Origin of the sequence: Psychrobacter sp. Pi2-52 (assembly GCF_904846705.1) — a bacterium.
In the GTDB taxonomy this organism is placed as follows: Bacteria; Pseudomonadota; Gammaproteobacteria; order Pseudomonadales; family Moraxellaceae; genus Psychrobacter.
Window position 1 is genome coordinate 120,599 of the sequence record NZ_CAJHBS010000006.1, and the last position, 22,342, is coordinate 142,940.

The following is a 22,342-nucleotide window of genomic DNA, read 5'->3' on the forward strand; positions in this document are numbered from 1 at the left end:
TACCCTTGCATGGGTTTATAACCTTATGCGCACGGGTTAGACAATACGTGCCTTTTAACTTAACTTAAGCAATTTTTTTATTGACGGATAGTGTTTATGCGTACGCCTTTAATTATGAGCGCGGCTGGGTTGCCGTTAGTTGTAGCGATGATGAGTATGCCAGTACAGGCTGCAGAATTTGTAGTAACTGATATTGGTTTTAACGGCCTACAACGCCTAACCCCTGATAGCCTCTATCCGGTCTTACCTGTTACGGTAGGCGATACGGTGAATGATAGTAGCTTAGCTGCCAGTATCAAGGCGCTATATGCAACTGAGAACTTTGCTGATATTCAAAGCCGTGTCGAAGGTGGCAAGCTAAGGTTTGACGTCATTGAGCGTCCAACGATCGCTGAAGTTACCTTTGAGGGTAACAAGCTTATTCCAAAAGAAGGACTTGAGCAGGGACTGAAGAATGCTGGCCTTTCTGCTGGTGACGTGCTCAAGCAGTCTACCTTGCAAGGCGTGGCCAATGAGCTACAACAACAATATGTTAGCCAAGGTTATTACAATAGTAATATCGAAGTAGATCAAACGGTCCTTGATGGTAACCGCGTAAAACTTGACGTGAAGTTTATAGAAGGCAAGCCTGCTAAAGTTGTTGATATCAATATTATTGGTAATGAGCACTTTAGTGATGAAGAGATTAAAGACGTTTTCGCGGTAAAAGAATCTTCATGGACGCGTCTACTGTCTAAGTCTGATCGTTACGCTCAAGAAAAACTGGCCGCCAGTCTAGAGAGTTTAAAGGCGCTATATCAGAACGATGGTTATGTGCGTTTTTCAGTTGATAATGCCGTATTGAACATCAGCGAAGATAAAAGTAGTGTGTTTATCGAAGTCAGCCTAAGCGAAGGCGAACAATACCAGTTTGGCGAAGTGAACTTTTTAGGTAAACCTACCTTTGAAAATAGTGAGCTAAAAGAGCTGGTTAGCTTTACCCCTAATGAAAAATACTCGCAAGCAAAACTAGACGAAACCACTGCTTCTCTTAAAAGACGCTATGGTAACGAAGGCTATTATCTAGCTCAAATCAGACCAGTACCACGTATCAATGACGATACGAAAATGGTCGATGTTGATTACTATATTGACCCTGCTCGTCCTATCTACGTTCGTCGTATCAACTTTACGGGTAATATCAAAACGCAAGACGAAGTATTACGTCGTGAAATGCGTCAGTTAGAAGGCACACTGTCATCTAATGAAAAAATTCAGCTGTCACGCACGCGTTTGATGCGTACTGGTTTCTTTAAAAATGTCACTGTCGATGTTAAGCCAGTACCTAACCAGCCGGATCAAGTCGATGTGAACTATGTGGTTGAAGAGCAGCCTTCTGGTAGCTCAACGATTGCAGCCGGTTACTCACAAAGTGGCGGTGTGACTTTCCAATTGGATCTCACTCAAAACAATTTCATGGGTACCGGTAACCGTGTTAAGGCTGCGCTTTCTCGTTCGGAAACACGCGACTCTTATAGCCTAGGTTATACCGATCCGTACTTTACAGAAAACGGCGTTTCTCAAGGTATCAGCGGTTATTATCGTAAAACCAAATATGACGACGACAACGTTAGTAACTATGTGACCGATTCATATGGTGCGACTCTGAACTATAGTTATCCTATTGATGAAACCAAACGCCTTAGTGCTGGTCTAAATGTAGACAACACAAAGGTTCGTGGTGGTCGTTATTTAGGTATATCTAATGTCCAAGAAATTCTAGACGAGGGCGGTACGAAAACGCCGGAAGTCGAGACTGATGGTATTGCCACCTTCAAGAATGATTATCAGACCTACAACCTATTATTTGGTTGGGACTACAGCACTCTAGACCGTCCAGTATTCCCTACCAAAGGTATGAGCCATGCAATTGATGCAACCATTGGTCTTGGCGATGCCAACTACCAAAAGCTAACTTATAGCGGCAATATATATTATCCTCTTTATAAAGACGTGATCGCACGCGGTTATACTAAGCTTGGTTATGGTAATGATTTACCGTTCTATGAAAACTTCTATGCTGGTGGTTATGGCTCAGTACGTGGCTATGAATCATCTACTCTGGGACCTAAATCACAAGTCTATTATGATGCGGTCAATGATCCAGACAACCAAACCTTTACCGCAGAAGAGGTTGGTGGTAATGCACTAGCAACGTTTGGTGCTGAACTAATTTTACCAATGCCGTTTAAAGGCGATTGGGCAGATCAGGTACGCCCAGTATTGTTTGCTGAAGGTGGTCAGGTCTTTGACACGTCTGATAAAGAAGATCGCACTTTTAATGACTCAGATGTTCCATTGCTGACTCAAGATAATGACTTCCGTTACAGTGCTGGTGCCGGTATCACTTGGTATACGCCAATTGGTCCAATCTCACTTAGCTACGCGGTACCATTTGGTGACAAAGAAGGCGATGAGACTGAAAAAGTCCAGTTCCAGATTGGTAATACATTCTAAATTAATGACATCATTCTCATCTATTTGAGTAGTTTTAGAGATTGTCTCAAATAGACGGAAATATCATTAGAGCTTAGTAGGTCGTCAAAACGCATTGTTATTTTGGCGACCGTTTCATTTATAACCATATTTTATTAATAGTCATTATGATAACGATTGAGCAACTCATTACTCGAATTGAGCAGCGTCAGCCTATTATTAATAAGGCTGAGATTGATACTGAGCAATTGTGTCAACCATTCAGTAGCGTCGGTAGTTTGACGACGGCCAGTCAGCAGCAGTTAAGCTTTTTAGCAGATCCTCACTATATCTCTAGCTTGGCTAGCAGTGATGCCGGTGCTGTATTGGTGACAGAAGCATATCGTGACCAAGTGCCTACTTCAGCGATAGCGCTAGTCGTCTTAAATCCATATTTGGCTTATGCCAGTGCCAGTCAGCTGTTTGCGCGTCATTCTTTATCTAACGGAATTCATCCTAGCGCGGTGATTGCAGAGACTGCTGTTATTGGCGAGCAAGTCAATATCGGCCCTTTTTGCGTGATTGGTGACAATGTGCAAATAGGGGCACGTAGCTCACTCGATGCTCACGTCGTGGTTGAGGCCAATACCAGTATCGGCACCGATTGTGTGATTAAGTCGCAAGTCGTTGTCGGGCCTGAGTGTGTCATTGGCAATCACGTTAGATTGCATGCAGGGGTAAGCATCGGATCTGAAGGGTTCGGGTTTGCGCCTACTCAAGATCCTAGTAACACAGGTTGGGAGCGTATAGCCCAGTTAGGCCGTGTCATTATTGGTGATTATGTGCGAGTTGGTAGCCAGACGTGTATCGATCGTGGCGCTATCGATGATACTGTTATTGGTAATCACGTGATTATTGATAATTTGGTACAAGTTGCCCATAACGTCCGTATCGGTGACGGTACTGCTATTGCTGCTCAAACGGGTATTGCGGGTAGTACTACGATAGGTAAGCGCTGTATAATAGGCGGCGCTGTCGGTATCACAGGGCATATCGAGATTACAGACGATGTCGTTTTATCTGGCATGACCATGGTAACCAAATCCATTAAAACTGCTGGCTCATATTCATCTGGTACTGCTGCAATGCCAACTGCTAATTGGCGACGTGCTGCTGTACGTTTTCGTCAGCTAGGCAGTAACTAATGCAAACACAAACAAATAATAGATATTCAAAACACAGCAAGGAAGCGTCATTATGAGCAATAACAATATAGATATCCCAACTGATGAAGACGTTAAAAGCTTGGCTGAGCAAGGTCTTACGCTACCATTGACGTATCATACGATTAAGCATTACTTACCGCATCGTTATCCTTTTATGCTGGTAGATCGTATTGTAGCTTGTACGCCAGGCGAGTGTATTACTGGTATCAAAAACGTGACTATTAATGAAGAGTTTTTTAACGGTCACTTTCCTGATGAGCCAATTATGCCAGGGGTATTGATGGTAGAGTCGATGGCCCAGGTATCAGGAGTGCTTGGTTTTATCAGTGCAGGACTGACAGCAGAAGACGGTTACCTCTATCTATTTGCAGGTGTCGATAAAGTCCGTTTTAAACGTCGTGTAATTCCTGGTGATCAGCTTATCATTCGTGCAAAAACTGTGATGCAAAGACATGGTATCTATAAGTTTGATTGTACTGTTCATGTCGAAGATGAACTGGCTGCTAGTGCGCAAATTATGATTGCACGTCAAGAGCAACAAAAACCTGCTAACGTGAAGGGTGCTTAAGTTTTTAATAAGCCATACTGTACAAAGAGCGATATTATTTCGCTCAATATAATTGCAATAAACAGCTATATGTAAATTCAACAACACAACTGGTATTAGCTTCGTTAGTAACACTGAAATAGCGATACTTTCTTATTATTTACTCGCATCAAATGATACAAGGGCCCATCTTATGAGTCAGATTCATCCTACAGCACTCATCTCACCGTCCGCGCAGATTGACGAAACTGCTATCATCGGGCCCTATTGTATCGTTGGTGATGAAGTATCAATTGGTGCGCATACGGTTTTGCATAGACATGTAGTTGTGACTAAGCTGACTCGTATTGGCCAACACAATGAGTTTTATCAATTTGCGAGTATTGGTGAAGATCCTCAAGACTTGAAATATGCAGGTGAGCGTACTTGGCTTGAAATCGGCGATCATAATACGATTCGTGAAGCCTGTAGCTTACATCGCGGTACAGCGCAAGACGGCGAGCTGACTAAAATCGGCAGTCATAATCTACTGATGGTAAATACCCATGTCGCACATGATTGTGTCATTGGCGATCACAACGTACTGGCCAACAATGTTGGTGTGGCGGGGCATGTGACTATCGGCGACCATACCATTATTGGTGGTAACTCAGGCATACATCAGTTTTGTACAGTAGATGACTATAGCTTGATTGGCGGAGCAAGCCTTATTTTAAAAGATGTGGCTGCATTTACGATGGTATCTGGCAATCCGGCAAAGGCCCATGGACTCAATATCGAAGGTATGCGCCGTAAAGGTTGGTCAAAAGAAACGATTAATGTATTACGTCAAGCGTACCGTACGATTTTCAGATCAGGTTTGACCACTGCGCAAGCGTTGGAAGTCTTACATAATGAGCTGTTGGCTAAAGAGCCAAAAATTCAACTACTTATTGATTCCTTACAAAATAGCAGTCGCGGTGTTGTGCGCTAAAAAAACATAACTCGATTAAAGATGAGTTTGACACTTTTAATAAGCTAAATTCTTATAGAATGAAGACGAATTACGTAGAAGCCATAACTATTTGTTATGGCTTTTTATATTTATGAGCACTTGACTTTTTTGGTCGCTTAGCAGAAACTGAGCGTTTACGATATTGTAATCAATTCTTTCTTAATGTTGCTGGGCGCTTCACATCGAAGCGTTTACTAAATAGTCCAACGGTAAAGCCGACTATTTATGTTGATCAAGGAAGATTATCAGTAACATTAATTGAAGCACGAGGACGGAAAAAATGGCTATCAATAAACAAGAACATGCCCAGTGGAGCTCAAGCTTTGGCTTCGTATTGGCAGCAGTAGGCTCAGCAGTTGGTTTAGGAAACATATGGAAATTTCCATACATGGTTGGCGAAAGCGGTGGTTCAGCTTTCGTTATTGCTTATTTGTTCTGTATCGCGCTGGTCGGTTTTCCGATATTAGTTGCTGAATGGTTAATTGGTCGACGTGGTCAAAAAAACCCAGTCAATACCTTTTCAGACGTAGCAGCGACTGAAGGTAAGTCGCGTAGTTGGGGTATTATTGGTGCTACTGGTATCTTAGGTGGTTTCTTAATTCTATCGTTCTATAGTGTGATCGGTGGTTGGGCGCTTAACTATATCACTAAAGTTGCAACAGGTAGCTTTGCTGGTCAAGACAGTGATTCTGTTGCTGCAACCTTTGATGCTATGCTTGCATCAGCTGGTACATTGACGATCTGGCACACGGTATTTATGATTTTGACCGCTGTCATCGTTGGTATTGGTGTGACAAGCGGTATCGAAAAAACAGCTAAGATATTAATGCCATTATTGGGTGTGATTCTGTTCGTTATCGTTGGTTATAACGTGATGAACGGTGGATTCGGTGAAGCAGTTGCTTACCTATTTACGCCAGATCTTAGCAAACTAACGGCTGATGTTATGCTTGCAGCATTAGGTCATGCATTCTTCACCCTATCAATTGGTATGGGTATCATGGTCGCTTATGGTTCGTATTTGGGCCGTGAAGTGAACTTGCTAAAGACAGCACGTACCGTTGTTATTTTGGATACGGTTATTGCGTTGGCTGCTGGTCTTGCCATCTTCCCAATTATCTTCAGCAATGGTCTAGATCCTGCATCAGGTCCTGGTCTTATCTTTGTAAGTTTACCAATTGCTTTCGGTAGCATGGGTGCGGGTACTATCATTGGCGCATTGTTCTTCTTACTTATTACCTTTGCCGCTATTACCTCATCTATCTCGTTACTTGAGCCAACCGTTGAGTTGTTAGAAGAGCGTACGTCGATGAGTCGTACTGTATCGACTATCGTGGCAAGTACAGTAATCTGGTTGTTAGGTATTGCAGCACTGCTATCGTTCAATCTATGGTCTGACTTTACTATCATGGGTAATGGTATCTTTGATGCATTAGATAAGCTTACTAGTAAGTTCCTACTGCCTCTAACAGGTCTGGCTGCAATTGTATTTGTTGGTTGGAAAATGGATCAACGTAACATTCAGCAAGAGCTTGGTTTATCTAATGGTACATGGCAGCTGTGGCAAATCGTTGCAAAATTCATCGCGCCAATCGCTGTTATTGTAGTATTCGTGACGTCATTGATGGGATAGTAGTCAAGATTGACACTATATTAATCATTAGTTGATAATCATTAAATAATAAAAGCAGCACAGAAAAAGGGCTTAAGATTATTCTTAAGCCCTTTTTTATTTCAACAGATTCGTTACACAGTCGTGAATGTTAAACAGGATTAGCGCAAGTTTAACTCAGGAACCGTTTGACCGCGTTTAGCATAAAACTCGCTGACAAACTCATCAAATTTATCTTGCTCGATAGCATCTCTAATACCCTGCATCAAACGTTGGTAATAGCGTAAATTATGAATAGTCGCTAACTGAGCACCTAGCATCTCTTTACACTTATTAAGATGGTACAGATAAGCACGGCTAAAGTTTTGGCAAGTATAGCAGTCGCACTCAGGATCTAATGGCCCTTCATCATTGCGATATTGGCTATTACGAATACGTACCACACCAGCATTGTCTGCATCGCCCGTCACAAAGTAATGGCCATTACGCGCGTTACGCGTTGGCATCACACAGTCGAACATATCCACACCGCGGCGTACACCTTCAACTAAATCCTCAGGCTTACCGACACCCATAAGATAGCGCGGCTTATCTGCTGGCATATCGTCAGGCAGGTAGTCTAGGACATCTATCATCTCTTCTTTAGGCTCGCCAACCGAAAGACCACCAATAGCATAACCATCGAAGCCAATCTCTAACAGGCCTTCAAGTGACTGCTGACGCAAATCAGGATACATGCTGCCTTGCACGATACCAAATAATGCGTTGGTACTGCCCAGTCTGTTGTGCTCATCGATACAGCGCTGTCCCCAACGTAGCGATAGCTCTAACGACTTTTTCGCTTCATCATGAGTGGCTGGATACGGCGTACACTCATCGAACTGCATGACGATGTCTGAGTTCAAGCTGTACTGAATCTGCATAGATTTTTCTGGTGAAAGAAATACTTTGGCGCCATCGATAGGCGATTTGAAGTTAACTCCTTCTTCGGTAATTTTACGCATTGCACCCAGACTGAATACTTGGAAACCGCCCGAATCCGTCAAAATAGGCTTGTCCCAATGCATGAACTTATGCAAGCCGCCAAATTTGTCGATTACTTCCGTGCCTGGACGTAACCATAGGTGAAAAGTGTTGCCTAAAATGATATCAGCACCGATGGCTTCGATATCACGTGGCAGCATACCTTTGACCGTACCATAAGTACCAACAGGCATAAAAGCAGGCGTTTGCACGTCGCCATGATTGAGATGAACGGTGCCGCGGCGTGCACGCGTTGCACCGCTGGCTGTTTTGTGTAAGACAAATTGCATATGTTAACCGATATATGAGCTATGAAAATGGCGCTAATTATAGCATTGTTAGCGGTTTTTTTGGACATATAGTCAGAGAATCACTGAACTGCTACGGCGTTACTCTCCTTAAATGGACTATTTGTACAATTTTTAGTTGGCAGCCTTGTACCCGTTTTAGCGTTCTCTAACTATAAATACTAGGTGTTATCGATATACGCGCAATATACACTTTGGTCAATATTGCTTTACTATAACCAAAAAACACAGATAGAACGCCAAAAGACACAGACAGTGCTAGAGGTCTATTGATACAGTAGAAGTTATACAGGTGAGGTAGTAATCATTGCCACACCATGCTTTTAGATGCTGGAGACATGATATGAAAAAGACAGGTTATTTATTATTAATGGGCGGATTATTGTTGATATCAAAAGGGGCGATGGCTGCTGAGACAGAAGAGCCAGAGTACACGTTATTGTCGCAAACAGGTGACTTTGAGTTGCGCCGCTATGATGAGCAGCTAGTGGCGCAAACGTGGGTGAGTGGTGATCAAGACTCAGCAAGTCGTGAAGGGTTTAAGATTTTAGCGGACTATATTTTTGGTAATAACACAGCACCAAGTGGAGACAGTAGTAAAATTAGTATGACGGCACCTGTCACGATGCAAGCTAATAACGAAGAAAGTGATAATGAGTCACAAAAAATTGCCATGACAGCACCAGTCAGTATGCAACAAGACGATGGTAAGTGGCGCGTACAATTTACGATGCCTAGTAAATATACGATGCAAACATTGCCAAAGCCAAACAATCCAAACGTTGAGATTATAGAAGTGACTGCACAGACGTACGGTGTGATTAAGTTCTCTTGGCTCGCAGGAGAGGACAAAGTAGCGGAAAAAACCGAAGCGCTGCAAACATGGATGCAAGACCAGAATTTGACGCCTATAGGCGAGCCTGAATTGGCACGTTATAACCCACCTTGGACGCTACCATTTATGCGTCGCAATGAAGTGATGATTGCTTATCAGCCAAAATAATACCAATCCCAAAAATATGACTGGCTGTGTCAAAATCGCTTGTTCTATTATAGGTAGCACTTGCACTCATCTTCCGTGTTACTCACATTTTTGGAAATGATATACCCATAAAAAAAGACAGCAATCGCTGTCTTTTTCGTGCTTCATCTAAAGTATCTGAGTTAGACGTTTTGTTCACGGATGATATTAAGCATGCGACGTAATGGTTCTGCTGCGCCCCATAACAACTGATCACCAACGGTAAATGCGCCTAGATACTCAGGACCCATATTGAGCTTGCGTAAGCGACCTAGAGCAACAGTTAAGGTGCCAGTCACGGCTACTGGCGTTAGGCGATTCATGGTAGCTTCTTTGTCATCTTCGACCAAGTCCAACCACTCGTTGCCACTATTTTTGAGTGCAGCTTCGATTTCTTCTAGTGGAATGTCTTTTTTCAGCTTGATCGTTAGGCCTTGCGCATGACAACGCATAGCACCGACGCGTACACACATCCCATCGATAGGAATCGTACTGACTTCATCATTACCCAAGATCTTATTGGTCTCGACGCCGCCTTTCCATTCCTCTTTTGACTGTTTGTTTTCTAGCTGAGCATCGATATAAGGAATCAAGCTACCTGCCAGTGGTACACCGAAGTATTGTGTAGGGAAGTCTGCTGAACGCTGGGTTTGAGCGATTTTTTTATCAATCTCAAGAATAGCGCTAGCTGGGTCAGCCAATTCGTCTTGGACGGCATCACGTAACACACCCATGCCATTGATGAGCTCGCGCATGTTGTTTGCGCCAGAGCCACTAGCGGCTTGGTAAGTCATCGCGCTGACCCATTCGACCCAGCCTTTATTAAACAGCTCGCCGATAGCCATCAGCATCAATGATACGGTACAGTTACCACCGATAAAGTCTTTTTTACCATTGGCAAGTGCGCTATCAATGACGCTTCGGTTGACTGGATCAAGAATGATGATGCTGTCATCTTTCATACGTAAGGTACTTGCCGCATCAACCCAATAGCCGTTCCAACCACTATCACGCAATGGTTGATGGACTTTTGACGTATAGTCACCACCTTGGCAAGTAATAACGACATCACAAGCAGCAAGTGCGTCAATATCATGAGCGTCTTTTAGTTGGCCGGTTTCAATACCATCGAATTTTGGTGCATCACCACCAGCATTACTGGTAGAAAAAAACACGGGTGTGATACCGTTGAAGTCGTTTTCTTCCTGCATACGTTGTATCAATACTGACCCTACCATACCGCGCCAGCCTACCAAACCTACTGTTAAATCACTCATGAAGTTCAATCCTATTTACAATTATTTGTTGCATCGTCAACCGATAACAATGCCGTGAATGGCGCGAAAAAGCAAGGCGTTTTGGCTATTATTTGGTCGTTTTCCATACACTATTAACTATGTCGACTATAACTTTAAGTTATTACTATTGAAGAGATACTTAGCTATCTAACGACCTCAAAAATATGATGTCTAATAAAGCACTCATTACATTGAGTGAGCCAGTATTGTAACGTTTTATGATAGTTGTCGCATAATTGAGACTCACCAGTAGGCGAGAATCTTCTGAAATGCTAAAGTAAGTCTCAAACACAATTACTCGACGTTAGTTATTTGATGTCAGGTGAGTTACAACCACGATATTTCTTATCAAATAAAAGCTTAACCAATATACATCATCGGCTCTATCAAAATTTCAATCAACGGTTAGTACCTACTTATGGATCTCTCACTATTATATTACGCCTTACAAGGTCTAGCAGGATTCATCGCCTTTGTTACAATCTGGGGCTGGTTGCCGCTGGATAACTGGTGGGTGCGCGGTGTTGAGTTTCCACGCATTCAAATAATGGTGCTTGGTATTATCGCTTGGTTTGGCATGTTAGTGTTTTTCTCAGAGTGGGAGTTATGGCAGTGGATATTGTTTGTTGTATTGAGCGGTACGTTAGCATTTCAGTTGAGAATGGTACTGCCGTATACTAAGCTGTGGAAAAAAGAAGTTCAAAAGGCAAAAGATAAGCCAGAAGGGCAAGCGCATCAGATAAAAATCATGGTCTCCAACGTTCTGACCCCTAACGATGAAACCCAAAAATTGGTTGATTTGGTCAAACAAAGGCAGCCTGATATCTTAATTACATTAGAGAGTGACAAGAAATGGGAGCAAGCCTTACAGCAAGTCGAGTCTGACTATCCCTACACCGTGAAAGTGCCACTAGATAATCTATATGGCATGCACTTGTATTCTAAGCTTGAGCTAATTGATCCTGAAGTTAAGTATTTGATGATAGATGATATACCGTCTATACATACTCAATTGCGTTTGCAAGGAGGCCGCGTCATTTGGTTATATTGCTTGCATCCCATGCCGCCAAGTCCAACGGAAGCGGACAAATCAACCACGCGTGATGCTGAACTACTGATGGTGGGCAAGCACATCAAAGAGAATGATCAAACCGCCATATTAGCCGGTGATCTCAACGACGTTGCATGGTCAAAGACGACACGCCGCTTTCAACGCATCTCAGGGCTATTAGATCCGCGCATCGGTCGCCACTTTATCAATACTTTCCATGTTAAATATCCGTTTTTGCGTTGGGCATTAGATCATATTTTCCATAGTGCTTGCTTTACGGTCGTTGATATTCAACGTATGCCTTCTGTTGGCTCTGATCACTTCCCAGTGATGACGACTTTGCAATATGAGCCAGAAGAGGCAAGCAAGCAAGAAGGCAATGCGCCTACTGCACAAGCAGAAGATATCCAAGAAACTGACAACAAAATCGAAGAAGGCAAGAAAGAAGGCGAAAAAGTGTCAGAAGAGCACAGACAAGAGCAGCGCAGTTTTGGTTGATAAAAGAGGCTGTTTATTAACGGTAATGCATAAAAGTGATGTAAGCATATGCTTACGCAAAATAGAGTCTTTAGCTTCTATCGGCACCAAATTCATTGGCCTATAATACATCCATCAACACAAGGATACGCATGGATGTAGTGTTGAGACAGTATCAATAAAAGCACAGGTCAGCCCGCTGTCTTATATAATACTGTTAAATGACTTAGGATGAGTCAGCACGGAAGAGAGATAATAACAATAACATGAAGTATTGAAACCCTGAACCAATCGCCCTAGGTTCGGGGTTTTTCTTTGTGTATAGATTTTGGTTTATCAAGATTTAAACTATTTAACTTTGGGATTTTCTCATCAAAGCTTCCAGTTAAATATCTAACTGCGCAAAATAAAGAAGGGTATATGCAATGGCATATACCCTTCTTTATTTAAATCGATTCAATATTCTAGCTAACTTAATATTACAATATATTAGCCAAGTATCTGAATATAAGCGCCAGCACGTAGCTCTTGTAACCAGTCTTCTTGAGCTTGTGGTGCTAGGCGTTGATACAATGCTTGACGTGCCATATTGCGACGATATTGCTCGCTAATATCTTGATCGCGCTTACCGTCGACTTTTAGGATATGCCAACCAAACTGTGTCTTAAATGGCGCAGAGTAATCACCAACAGCCGTATTTTTCATTGTGGCTTCAAATGGACCTACCATATCTTCTTCGCTAACCCAATCAAGGTCGCCGCCACGTCCCGCAGAACCTGGATCGTCTGAATACGTTGAAGCTAAACTAGCAAAGTCAGCGCCGCCACGAAGTTGCTCGTATAGATCATTGATTTTTTGTTCAGCAAGCGCGTCAGTCTGTAGGTCATCGACTTTAACGAGGATATGGCGAGTATGCCACTGTGGTATCAGCATCGTATTGCTGGCCTTTTTATCAGCAAGCTTGATGATGTCAATCCCTTCGGGAGTCAATAATGGCTCGCTTACGGTACCAACGTCTAACTTGGTAATTTTGCTAGACAGCTCTGTCGGTAACGAGGCTGCCTTGTGAAAGCCCATATCTCCACCTTGCAATGGAATCGGATAGCTACCTTGGCTAGCAGCAACGGCTTCAGCGACGTTGACATTTGGCTCAAGCAAACGCGTACGTAATGCTTGCGCCACTTTTAATGCTTCTTCACGTTGAGCGGCTGATAGGCGACTATAGTCATCTATATAAGGCACACGTACGTGAATGGTTTGATATTCGCTTTGATTCAGACGTTTGGCTTCAGGGGAGGCCAAAAATGCATCAATGTCTTGCTCGCTAATACGTACTCGGCGAGTAATTTGACGCTGCTGAAGCGCTTGGATAGAAGCCTCTTCGATCAGTTTGGCGCGTAGATTGGCATAACTACCAGGTTGCGCTGCATCTAGACGTTGCTGCAATGCTGCGATGCTATTAAGGCCTTCAGCTTGAGCGATTTGACCAAGACGTTGATTGATCTCTGATTCATCAGCAGACAGTCCCGCGCGTTTGACCATAGACAGTTGCAGTTCACGCAAAATAAGTGCGTTTAGCACTTCAGACTGTAGTTGTGCTGAGTTTGCGATAGGCTCACCAGCAGCTTTGGCACGTGCTTGAGTTTGCTCGATAGCATCAACCAGTTCGCTTTTTAAGATAGCATTTTCATTAACTAGGGCAATAATACCGTCTGTGCTATTGGCTGGCGTCAAGCGATCAACTGAGCTTTGCGCAGCAGAAGTAGAAGCTTGGGCTGCTGTAGGTTTTACAGTAGCAGCGTTGGCACTTAACGTAAGCGTAAGGCCTGCCATAGATAGCAATACTGCTCTGCTAGTCTGACGTAAAGAAAAAAATCTCATGATGCTCCTCATCAATGTCATTGCATCGGATGGTAGTCGGTCAACTCTATCCAATACTCTTAATAATAAAATATTCGACAGCGTTTCCCATACCATAATAGGGGTTCAAATAGTGTCTTATAAATATTTACGTAAATAATTCTAATCTAGCAAAAAACTGGTTAGTCTTTCCATGCCGTCTGTACAGGTTCAAAGCCCAAGATTTTATCAGCAAGCAATCGTGTCAAGCGGCTACTACCACTGCCAAGACCGTTTAATCTAACTTCTGCCATAATAGCTTGTGTTGGCTCGTCTTTTACGTTTAGGTCATTGTAATAGCGGCGACCATAAACAGCAAAGCCGAAACAGCAATCTTCGTAATCAACGCCGATTAATGAATCGAGCATCCTGTCGCTTTTCAGGTCATATTGACCTTGAGCCAATATTCGCCAGCTGTTATTAATAGGAAAAATGGCAGATGCTGTAAACGCGGATAGTGGCAACTGCTCGGTGTTGTCATCACGCTGACGCTTAACATAACCTACATTAAATAAACTATTGTTTGATGGCTGATAGCGCAGTTCAGTCGTAACGTAGTTCAAATCATAATTACTGGTTAAGGCACCACTAACATCTACCCAAAAATTATTATAAGGCTGAGTGCTAGTTTCCCATACCATACCTGAAGAAGACGAGGTAAAAATGGGCTGATTGTCATCAAGTGTTACACGTCCATCATCTAGATAGAACTGTTCTGCAATGCTACCATCAAAACGTGTCACACCCGTTGCATCGATGTAACGATAATTGATGCCAGGCGTAATAGAATGCAAATCCTGCAAACGATCATGACCTAAGAACCAACTGTCCGAAAACAGCTGTTCATAATTAATAGAGGCAATACGCGTATTAAAGTTAGGAATATCGTTTTGGTTCTTATACGGTGAATACGTATATTTTACGCGGGGACTAAGCAAGCGATAACCACCCATCGTATCATCAAACGCGCCAAACGGTGAGCCTGCTTGATAAAAAGTCAAACCTGCATCAATACTGGCTTGCGGGACAAACACAGATTGACTACCGTCTTCTTCACTGAGTTGGTTCGCGATTAAGCTATCTTCATCATATGACGTATATAGATGCTGTAGGCTAAGTTTGGGATGAACATAACCCCAAGAGGTTTCCATCGGATAAGTAGCACTCAATTTATTGTAAATACGTGCACCACTTTTTTCGTTTTCAGAGCCATCATTAATAGATTTTTTAAAGTATGCAGAGTCATGGACTCCAGTAATATCAAGACGCTCAACCCAAGGCAGGCGATAATTTAATTTGAGCTGTGGCAAGCGTGAGTACGGTTTATCTTTATCTTCTAACGCTTCACCATTATCATCAAAAGCGTCTAAAGTTTGAAAGGTTTCGACTTTTAGTTCACCATCGACGTAGTCATTATAATAATTTGCCTGAGCACGACGTGGCAAGTTTATGGTGCTATCTGATAAGCCCAATGTATCAAAGTCATTAAGATAATCCGCATCTGATACATAGCTATATTTAGCATCGGCACTTAAACGCGGAATGCTTTTCGACGACCAAGTATGGTCATAAAACAAGCTGGTACGATCTTCGTCGTCATACTCTTTATCGTTTGGTAAGTATGAACCGTTTAAAATACCTTCCCCATAACTTTCAGTCAGATAACGGAACTCACCTGATAGCATAGGGTTACGGTCAGTATAAATATGCGTGTTAAGGGTGGCATCGTAGTTAGGTGCTAAGTTGAAATAATAAGGAATATCAACTTCAAGACCACTTTCACTACTTACGCTAGCACTTGGTAATAAAAACCCACTACTACGGCGACTGTCTATCGGAAAGTTAAAGTAGGGAAGATAAAATACGGGTATATCAGCCACACGGAAAGTAGTGTTATACGCTGCGCCGCGCCCTGTATCGGTATTTAGATCGATACTTTTAGCTTCAAACTGCCATTTACGATTGGTAGGTGGACAGGTACTAAACATCACCTGATCCAGCTCGTATTCACTTTCGTTAGGTTTGTTTAAGCGTTTGGCATAGCCGTGCGCTTGTAGACCGACACTGGCAAACGCCACATCATTGGCTGTTGATTGACCAGTCTCAGTATTGTAATTCAAGCTGTCTGCAACGCCAATTAGGCCGCTTTGTGCCGCTCTATCATTAAAGCTGGCTTGGCCGTTATTCGTAGCTGCATTGTTTGTAGAGACGTTGCTTGTACGCTGTCCAGTCGCATTATCTGTAAACATGACTTTGCCTTGAGCCGCCGCAACGCCATTACTCAAGTCAATCATGACTTTTTCTGCTTCGATATGCTGAGTGCCTTGGTCAATTTTTACATTGCCAGATAGCTCGGCATAATTAATATTGTTGTAATAACCGTAATCTGACTCGGTAAATAAAGGGGCTTGATTGTTCGGAACGCTAGCCACATTTGGTGCTGGTTGTCCGTTTGCCGTACCAGCTTCATTGACAGCGCGTTGATAATTAGGGTTACTCTGCGGATATACCCATTGACCTTCACAGCGCTGGGCACTGTCCACGGCATTCGGCAGTAGACGTAAATCTCTACCGACCTTTGGAATCGTCTGTGCGGCAGGCATGGCGTTATTATGAGTATTGTTTGCTTCAGTGCTGATACCGTCATTATTTAATGTTGAAGCATCAGTATCTGGTGTTAGCTCATAAAACTCTGCTAAGCGCATTAGGCTGGCCTGAATACTCTCGTCATTAAGGTCTAGCTTGCCATTGTCTGTTGTTATCGCTTTAGGGACAAAGGCACTGCTATCTAGTGTATTACTGCTTACTTGGTTACTGGTTTCTGTATTTAGATTACTAGCATTAGAAACTTCATTGCTAAAAGCTTTAGAGTCAGCAGCCTCATTAATCTCTGTAATGTCTAGGTCATTGTTCTCAGAAAATCTGCTATTTAACGCAGTATCATTCGATAAAGTAGCGTTATTCGTATTAGCAGAATTAGCATCGTCTGGATAGCTATCATTTAGAATATCTGCTTCTTGATAGCCATCATTGCTTTGAGTACGACTAATACTATTGGCGTCAGTCGCCACACTATTAGACGCATAGCTGCCTGTACTATCCGTAGTGAGTGGTTCAGTTTTTTGCGTATTGGCATCACCAATGGCAGCACTGACAGTTAGGCTAGATAAGCCTAAGGCACCAAATAAGATCAAGCGGATGCTTTGGTAAAGCGGAGAATATAACAAGGGCACACCTATGATTGCAGAGCTTATTGGATTGCGTGACTGAGTTTAGTAGCGGTTTCACCGAACGATATAAAGCAGTGAACGAGCGACTAAAATATGACTAATGTATTCTCAAAAATTTGGATGTTTTACATATAATGACGACTAATCATAGTCAAAAAAAACCAAATCAGCTACACTATTTACCAAAATTTATAATATAGCCATGCTGATTTTTAAGTAGCGATAGCGATTCTATCCGACATCAAGTATTGAATGATATAGCAATACGTCTGTGGCAGCTTGTATAGCACCGACACATATCGCTATTTTAGCAAGTATTTGTCAGACTTATCACTACTTTAATTATTTATGACTTATATTTAACCAGCGATGCCCAATATGACTGACAAAACGACTTTAGAGACTGATATGATCGATGAAAATAACAACCGCCAACAGCAATTAGAACAATGGTTACAGCAAGTATTTTTAGATCAAACATTTAGTCTAGACAGCTTACCTGGTGACGCTAGTGCCCGCCGATATCATCGTATCGAACTATCAGAGACAGACAATAGTGCCAATAAGCATTATATCGTCATGGACTCCGCTGACGAGCAAGATGCGATGCTGCAATTCATCAATGTCGCTAAGCTGATGGCACCTGCTGTCAACGTGCCGACTCTGACTGCACAAAATGTAGAAAAAGGATTTTTGGTATTACAAGATTTTGGCACAGTAGAATTTGCTCATTTGCTTGTCGATGCAACTGCAGACCAAATCAATGACTACTATCAGCTAGCAATGCAGACATTAGTGGCGCTACAAACGGTACCAGTAGAAACGGCAAAGTCGCAACATCAGCTGCCAGATTATGACACAGCACTATTAGACCGTGAGATGGATTTATTTAGCGAATGGTTTATACCTTATATTGGTATAGCGCTAAATGAGCAGGTTTGGGGAAACCTAAAAACAGCGTTAATGAATGAGATTTTGCGACAGCCACAAGTAGTGGTCCATCGTGATTATCACAGCCGCAACCTCATGCAAGATCAAGCAGATCAATCAAAGTTGGGTGTGATTGATTTTCAAGATGCCGTCATTGGTTCGTATGCTTATGATCTAGTGTCGTTAGTCCGCGATGCTTATGTTGAATGGCCAGAGAGCCAAATATCTGCATGGATTAATGACTTTTGGCAGCTACAAAAACAAAAAGCACTAACCACTGCTGGCAGCGCGGTGCAGTTTGAAAACGATGTAAATGTCATAGGCGTACAACGTCACCTAAAGGTATTAGGGATTTTTATTCGTTTGTCCGAGCGCGATGGCAAAGACCGCTATTTGGCGGATATTCCTAAAGTCATGCGTGATTTGATTATTGAATTAAACTGTCTTGCCGAACATGGCAATGATGAACTAAAGCAATCAGTTATATCGTTTAATCAATGGCTACAAGAGGCAGTGCTACCTGCTTATAAAGAGAAGTTTGCTTCAGCGTAGATGACGCTCAGCTAAATTAATTTAAATAATAAAGATAGGAGCGCAGATGTCTACCTCTACGATTACACAAGCCATGATTTTGGCAGCGGGCAAGGGCACACGCCTACGTCCATTAACGCTTGAGACGCCCAAGCCTTTGGTTCAAGTCGCAGGTCAACCGCTTATTGTATGGCATATTAAAGCACTAAAAGCAGCAGGCATCACCGATATCACGGTCAATGCATCATGGTTGGCAGATAAACTAATGGACGCCTTAGGTGACGGTTCACAGTATGGCGTAAAACTGCATTGGTCAATAGAAGACGATGAACCACTTGAGACCGCAGGCGGCATTTTTCAAGCATTACAATCAGGTAAGCTAAAGGATGAGCCGTTTATTCTGGTCAATTCTGATGTCTGGACTACCTATGATTTCTCTCAATTAACAGACTATACATTGGGAGCGGATCAGCGCGCGCACTTGTTATTGATTGATAATCCAGAGCACAATAATGGTGGTGATTTCGCCATCAATAACGGTCTTGCTAGTGAGCAGCCGGTGGGCGATGCAGATAAGTATACCTTCGCTGGTATTAGCGTAATGTCACCAAAATTGGTAGAGGGGCTGGTATCAGGACAGCCTGCTGCATTGGCACCACTACTAAAGCAAGCAATGATAAAGTTTCAGATTACCGCTGAGGTGACGACAGATAATTGGATAGACGTGGGGACGCCAGAGCGTCTAACACAGGTTAATGAGTTTATCGAACAGAATGATATCGAGCATGCAGGTAAGCCAAGCTGATAAATTTAAGATAAATAAAAAGCAGCGTTGATTATTCAACGCTGCTTTTTTTATGCATATAGAGATATTTTTTACGACATGTCTAAAAAGTATATTGGCAAGACAAAAATGCAAACTTAGCATCTAGCAAGCTACTCATTAGCTAACTAGCACTCAATCGTATGATTAGGCAATTATGCTAAATACCCATGGCAAGCTTGATTAGCTGAGCAATAGTAAACACTACTAAAAACCCTGCTAAATATAGACCTACAAACCATGCCCATTGCGTTTGTTTTTTACTGAATTTTTTCATAGAGATCTCCTGACTAGCGTATGAAGTGTGACTACCATCTATAAACGATGATAGCCATCCTTTTTAGCCGATCCGTTACCCGTCTCGATTAGCGACTAGTACATCGGATTGTGATCAGACTTACCTTTGAAGGTATAGTAAGCAAATGCTGTATAGCTCAAGATAATCGGTAACATGATACAGGCGCCAATCAGCATGAATGATAATGAGGTATCGGCAGCAGCAGCCTCATAAATCGTCATTTGATACGGCACGATATAAGGGAATAGGGCAAAACAAACCCCGATATAACCCATTAAAAATAGAGCTACCGTTAGTAAAAATGGACGATACTCACGCTCAGTTTTTAAGTCTTTACGCATGATAAAGAATAAGAGCATGACAATGATAGGCATAGGAGCAAGGTACAACAAATCTGGGAAACTAAACCAGCCTTCTAATGCGTCGATGTCTGAGAAGTACATAAACGCTGTGACCACAACCATCGCTACTAGTAACGCAGTAAGCATCCACCTAGAAACTTGGCGCGCCCACACTTGCAACGTGTGCTCTGTTTTTATGATAAGCCACGTTGAACCAAGTAAGGCATAGCCGATAATCATGGCAAATCCGCACACAATTGAAAAGGGTGTGAGCCAATCAAATGGACCACCAGTATATAGACGATTACTGGCTTCCAGTCCTTGCACTAACGCCCCAAGCATAATGCCTTGAGAGAAAGTGGCGACGACTGAACCGACAAAGAAAAAGGTATCCCATACATGCCGACGTGAAGAGGATTTGAAGCGAAATTCAAACGCCACACCGCGCATGATAAGACCGAACAACATGGCAGTCACCGGTAAATAAAGACCTGTCATGATAATGCCATAAGCAACAGGGAATGCTGCGAATAGACCACCACCGCCTAGCACTAGCCACGTCTCGTTACCGTCCCAAAATGGGGCGATAGAGTTCATCATGCGGCTACGGTTTTTATCTGATCCTGCAAATGGGAACAAGATACCGCAGCCCAAATCAAAGCCATCAAGCAGTACATAGACAAAGACAGACAAAGCAATCAAACCGCCCCAAATGAGAGGTAAATCTAATACATCACCGAAGTTAAACATTAGCGTAATCCTCCATCATCGACATCATTTGCAGGCTCATCTAAGCCTTCTTCAGTACCTTTGGCAGGATTACTATCACCACTTAACGCGCGGCCTTGGCTCTCAGTCACTGAGTGCTCGTAGAAGTTATCTTCTGCAGGATCTGTATAAGGTTTCGGCCCTTGAGCAATCAAGCGCAAGATATAAAAACTGCCTGCACCAAAGACAAATATGTACAGCACGATAAAGCCAATCAATGTTGTCGCTACTTGCTGTGCTGCAAGCGGTGACATACTTTCAGCAGTACGAATCACCCCATAAACCGTCCAGGGCTGACGTCCTGTTTCGGTTACGAACCAACCTGATAATAAGGCGATAAAACCAAGCGGAGTCATCATCATCCAAGCACGGTGGAACCATACACTGTCAGTATTGAACTGCTGTTTTTTGAAGTATTTGTATAGACTGAATAGGCCGACCAGTACCATAAGCATGCCAATACCAACCATGATACGAAACGCCCAAAACACGATAATGACGGGTGGTTGATCTTCAGGCGCCCAGTTTTTAAGCCCCTTAACTTCACCATCTAACGAATGGGTTAAGATTAAACCAGTCACATAAGGAATTTTTACTTCGTACTTATTGGTCTGATTTTCTTGGTCAGGAATCGCAAAGAGACGTAGTGCGGCACCGCGCTCATCTTCCCAGAGCCCTTCCATCGCAGCTACTTTAGCAGGTTGATGCTCAAGGGTATTTAGACCATGCTCATCACCAATCAATACCTGCGCAGGCGCAACGAAGATGGCCATAATCATCGCCATACCTAGCATCACACGACCATGCGCGCGGTGCTCGACGTGCTTTTTGGATTGAATATAATATGCGCCGATACCACCAATGACAAAGGCAGTAGTTAGAAAGGCTGCGGTCATCATATGAGCATAGCGGTAAGGGAACGATGGGTTGAAAATAATTTCAAGCCAGTCAGTAGGATAGAGCAGGCCATCTGCACCCATCATAAAACCTTGAGGGGTCTGCATAAAGCTGTTGGCGGCTAATATCCAAAAACCTGAAATCAAGGTACCGATAGCAACGATGGCGGTTGAAGCAAAATGCATACGTTTGCTCACGCGACCCCACCCAAATAGCATAATCCCCAAAAAGGACGCTTCTAAGAAGAACGCTGTCAGTACCTCATAGGCGAGTAATGGGCCTAGAACGTTACCGGCTTTATCAGAGAATACTGCCCAGTTAGTACCGAACTGGTAGGACATTACCACGCCTGATACCACGCCTAAACCAAAGACGACAGCAAATATTTTGACCCAATGCTTGTAGACTTCAGCATAGATAGGTTCACCAGTTCTTAACCAGCGGAATTCAAGCACCGCAAGCCAGCTGGCAAGACCGATAGAAAAGGCAGGAAAGACGATATGGAACGAGATAACAAAAGCGAATTGGATACGCGCGAGCATCAGCGCATCGAGCTGGTCAATCATAAATGTAGCGAACATAAACGGTTACTCTCATCTGTTAGCTGAATAGCG

The 22,342-nt window shown here is 42.9% G+C and carries 16 protein-coding genes; 9 read left to right on the forward strand and 7 right to left on the reverse strand.

The window, feature by feature from the left end:
• Positions 1–96: 96 nt before the first annotated feature.
• The 5 genes from bamA to JMY00_RS05500 all read left to right on the forward strand — a co-directional run bounded on the left by bamA (position 97) and on the right by JMY00_RS05500 (position 6,854).
• Positions 97–2,496, forward strand: coding sequence for an outer membrane protein assembly factor BamA (gene bamA, locus JMY00_RS05480; RefSeq protein ID WP_201579406.1), 2,400 nt, complete (start codon positions 97–99; stop codon positions 2,494–2,496).
• Between the two features lie 146 nt (positions 2,497–2,642).
• Positions 2,643–3,659, forward strand: coding sequence for a UDP-3-O-(3-hydroxymyristoyl)glucosamine N-acyltransferase (gene lpxD / locus JMY00_RS05485; protein ID WP_201579407.1), 1,017 nt, complete (start codon positions 2,643–2,645; stop codon positions 3,657–3,659).
• 52 nt (positions 3,660–3,711) lie between these two features.
• Positions 3,712–4,248: a 3-hydroxyacyl-ACP dehydratase FabZ gene (gene fabZ / locus JMY00_RS05490; protein WP_238068215.1), complete on the forward strand. Its 537-nt coding sequence runs from the start codon at positions 3,712–3,714 to the stop codon at positions 4,246–4,248.
• A 172-nt stretch (positions 4,249–4,420) separates the two neighbouring features.
• On the forward strand, positions 4,421–5,200 hold the full coding sequence (gene lpxA, locus JMY00_RS05495) for an acyl-ACP--UDP-N-acetylglucosamine O-acyltransferase (RefSeq protein ID WP_201579408.1): 780 nt from the start codon (positions 4,421–4,423) through the stop codon (positions 5,198–5,200).
• Between the two features lie 301 nt (positions 5,201–5,501).
• Positions 5,502–6,854, forward strand: coding sequence for a sodium-dependent transporter (locus JMY00_RS05500; protein ID WP_201567027.1), 1,353 nt, complete (start codon positions 5,502–5,504; stop codon positions 6,852–6,854).
• Between the two features lie 140 nt (positions 6,855–6,994).
• Here JMY00_RS05500 and tgt read toward each other — a convergent pair whose 3' ends face one another.
• Positions 6,995–8,146 carry a tRNA guanosine(34) transglycosylase Tgt gene (gene tgt / locus JMY00_RS05505; RefSeq protein WP_057759140.1) on the reverse strand — a complete coding sequence of 384 codons (1,152 nt, stop codon included), beginning with the start codon at positions 8,144–8,146 and terminating at the stop codon, positions 6,995–6,997.
• A gap of 361 nt (positions 8,147–8,507) precedes the next feature.
• Between tgt and JMY00_RS05510 the strand changes: the two genes are divergently transcribed.
• Positions 8,508–9,167: a heme-binding protein gene (locus JMY00_RS05510; protein WP_201579409.1), complete on the forward strand. Its 660-nt coding sequence runs from the start codon at positions 8,508–8,510 to the stop codon at positions 9,165–9,167.
• A gap of 161 nt (positions 9,168–9,328) precedes the next feature.
• Here JMY00_RS05510 and asd read toward each other — a convergent pair whose 3' ends face one another.
• Positions 9,329–10,462 (reverse strand): aspartate-semialdehyde dehydrogenase, encoded by a 1,134-nt coding sequence (asd, locus tag JMY00_RS05515; protein ID WP_201579410.1) that lies wholly within the window; start codon positions 10,460–10,462, stop codon positions 9,329–9,331.
• 439 nt (positions 10,463–10,901) lie between these two features.
• Here asd and JMY00_RS05520 point away from each other — a divergent pair, with 439 nt between their 5' ends.
• A complete protein-coding gene (locus JMY00_RS05520; protein WP_201579411.1) occupies positions 10,902–12,032 on the forward strand; it encodes an endonuclease/exonuclease/phosphatase family protein in 1,131 nt (376 codons plus the stop codon).
• A gap of 468 nt (positions 12,033–12,500) precedes the next feature.
• Here JMY00_RS05520 and JMY00_RS05525 read toward each other — a convergent pair whose 3' ends face one another.
• Both JMY00_RS05525 and lptD read right to left on the reverse strand, forming a co-directional pair.
• Complete coding sequence (locus JMY00_RS05525; protein WP_201579412.1) at positions 12,501–13,892, reverse strand: peptidylprolyl isomerase; 1,392 nt, start codon at positions 13,890–13,892, stop codon at positions 12,501–12,503.
• Between the two features lie 161 nt (positions 13,893–14,053).
• Positions 14,054–17,137, reverse strand: a complete 3,084-nt coding sequence (gene lptD / locus JMY00_RS05530) for an LPS assembly protein LptD (RefSeq protein WP_201579413.1) — start codon at positions 17,135–17,137, stop codon at positions 14,054–14,056.
• A 381-nt stretch (positions 17,138–17,518) separates the two neighbouring features.
• On the opposite strand from lptD, the gene JMY00_RS05535 reads away from it, so the two are divergent.
• A complete protein-coding gene (locus JMY00_RS05535) occupies positions 17,519–18,622 on the forward strand; it encodes a phosphotransferase (protein WP_240990663.1) in 1,104 nt (367 codons plus the stop codon).
• Between the two features lie 46 nt (positions 18,623–18,668).
• Positions 18,669–19,406, forward strand: coding sequence for an N-acetylmuramate alpha-1-phosphate uridylyltransferase MurU (gene murU, locus JMY00_RS05540; RefSeq protein WP_201579415.1), 738 nt, complete (start codon positions 18,669–18,671; stop codon positions 19,404–19,406).
• Positions 19,407–19,584: 178 nt separating this feature from the next.
• Here the strand turns inward: murU and JMY00_RS05545 are convergent, their stop codons facing one another.
• The 3 genes from JMY00_RS05545 to JMY00_RS05555 form a co-directional block, all read right to left on the reverse strand.
• Positions 19,585–19,701 (reverse strand): DUF2474 domain-containing protein, encoded by a 117-nt coding sequence (locus tag JMY00_RS05545; RefSeq protein WP_201579416.1) that lies wholly within the window; start codon positions 19,699–19,701, stop codon positions 19,585–19,587.
• A 95-nt stretch (positions 19,702–19,796) separates the two neighbouring features.
• On the reverse strand, positions 19,797–20,813 hold the full coding sequence (gene cydB, locus JMY00_RS05550; RefSeq protein WP_057759155.1) for a cytochrome d ubiquinol oxidase subunit II: 1,017 nt from the start codon (positions 20,811–20,813) through the stop codon (positions 19,797–19,799).
• Positions 20,813–22,309, reverse strand: coding sequence for a cytochrome ubiquinol oxidase subunit I (locus JMY00_RS05555; protein ID WP_101206159.1), 1,497 nt, complete (start codon positions 22,307–22,309; stop codon positions 20,813–20,815). Before JMY00_RS05555 ends, cydB begins: the two co-directional genes overlap by 1 nt.
• Positions 22,310–22,342 lie beyond the last annotated feature (33 nt).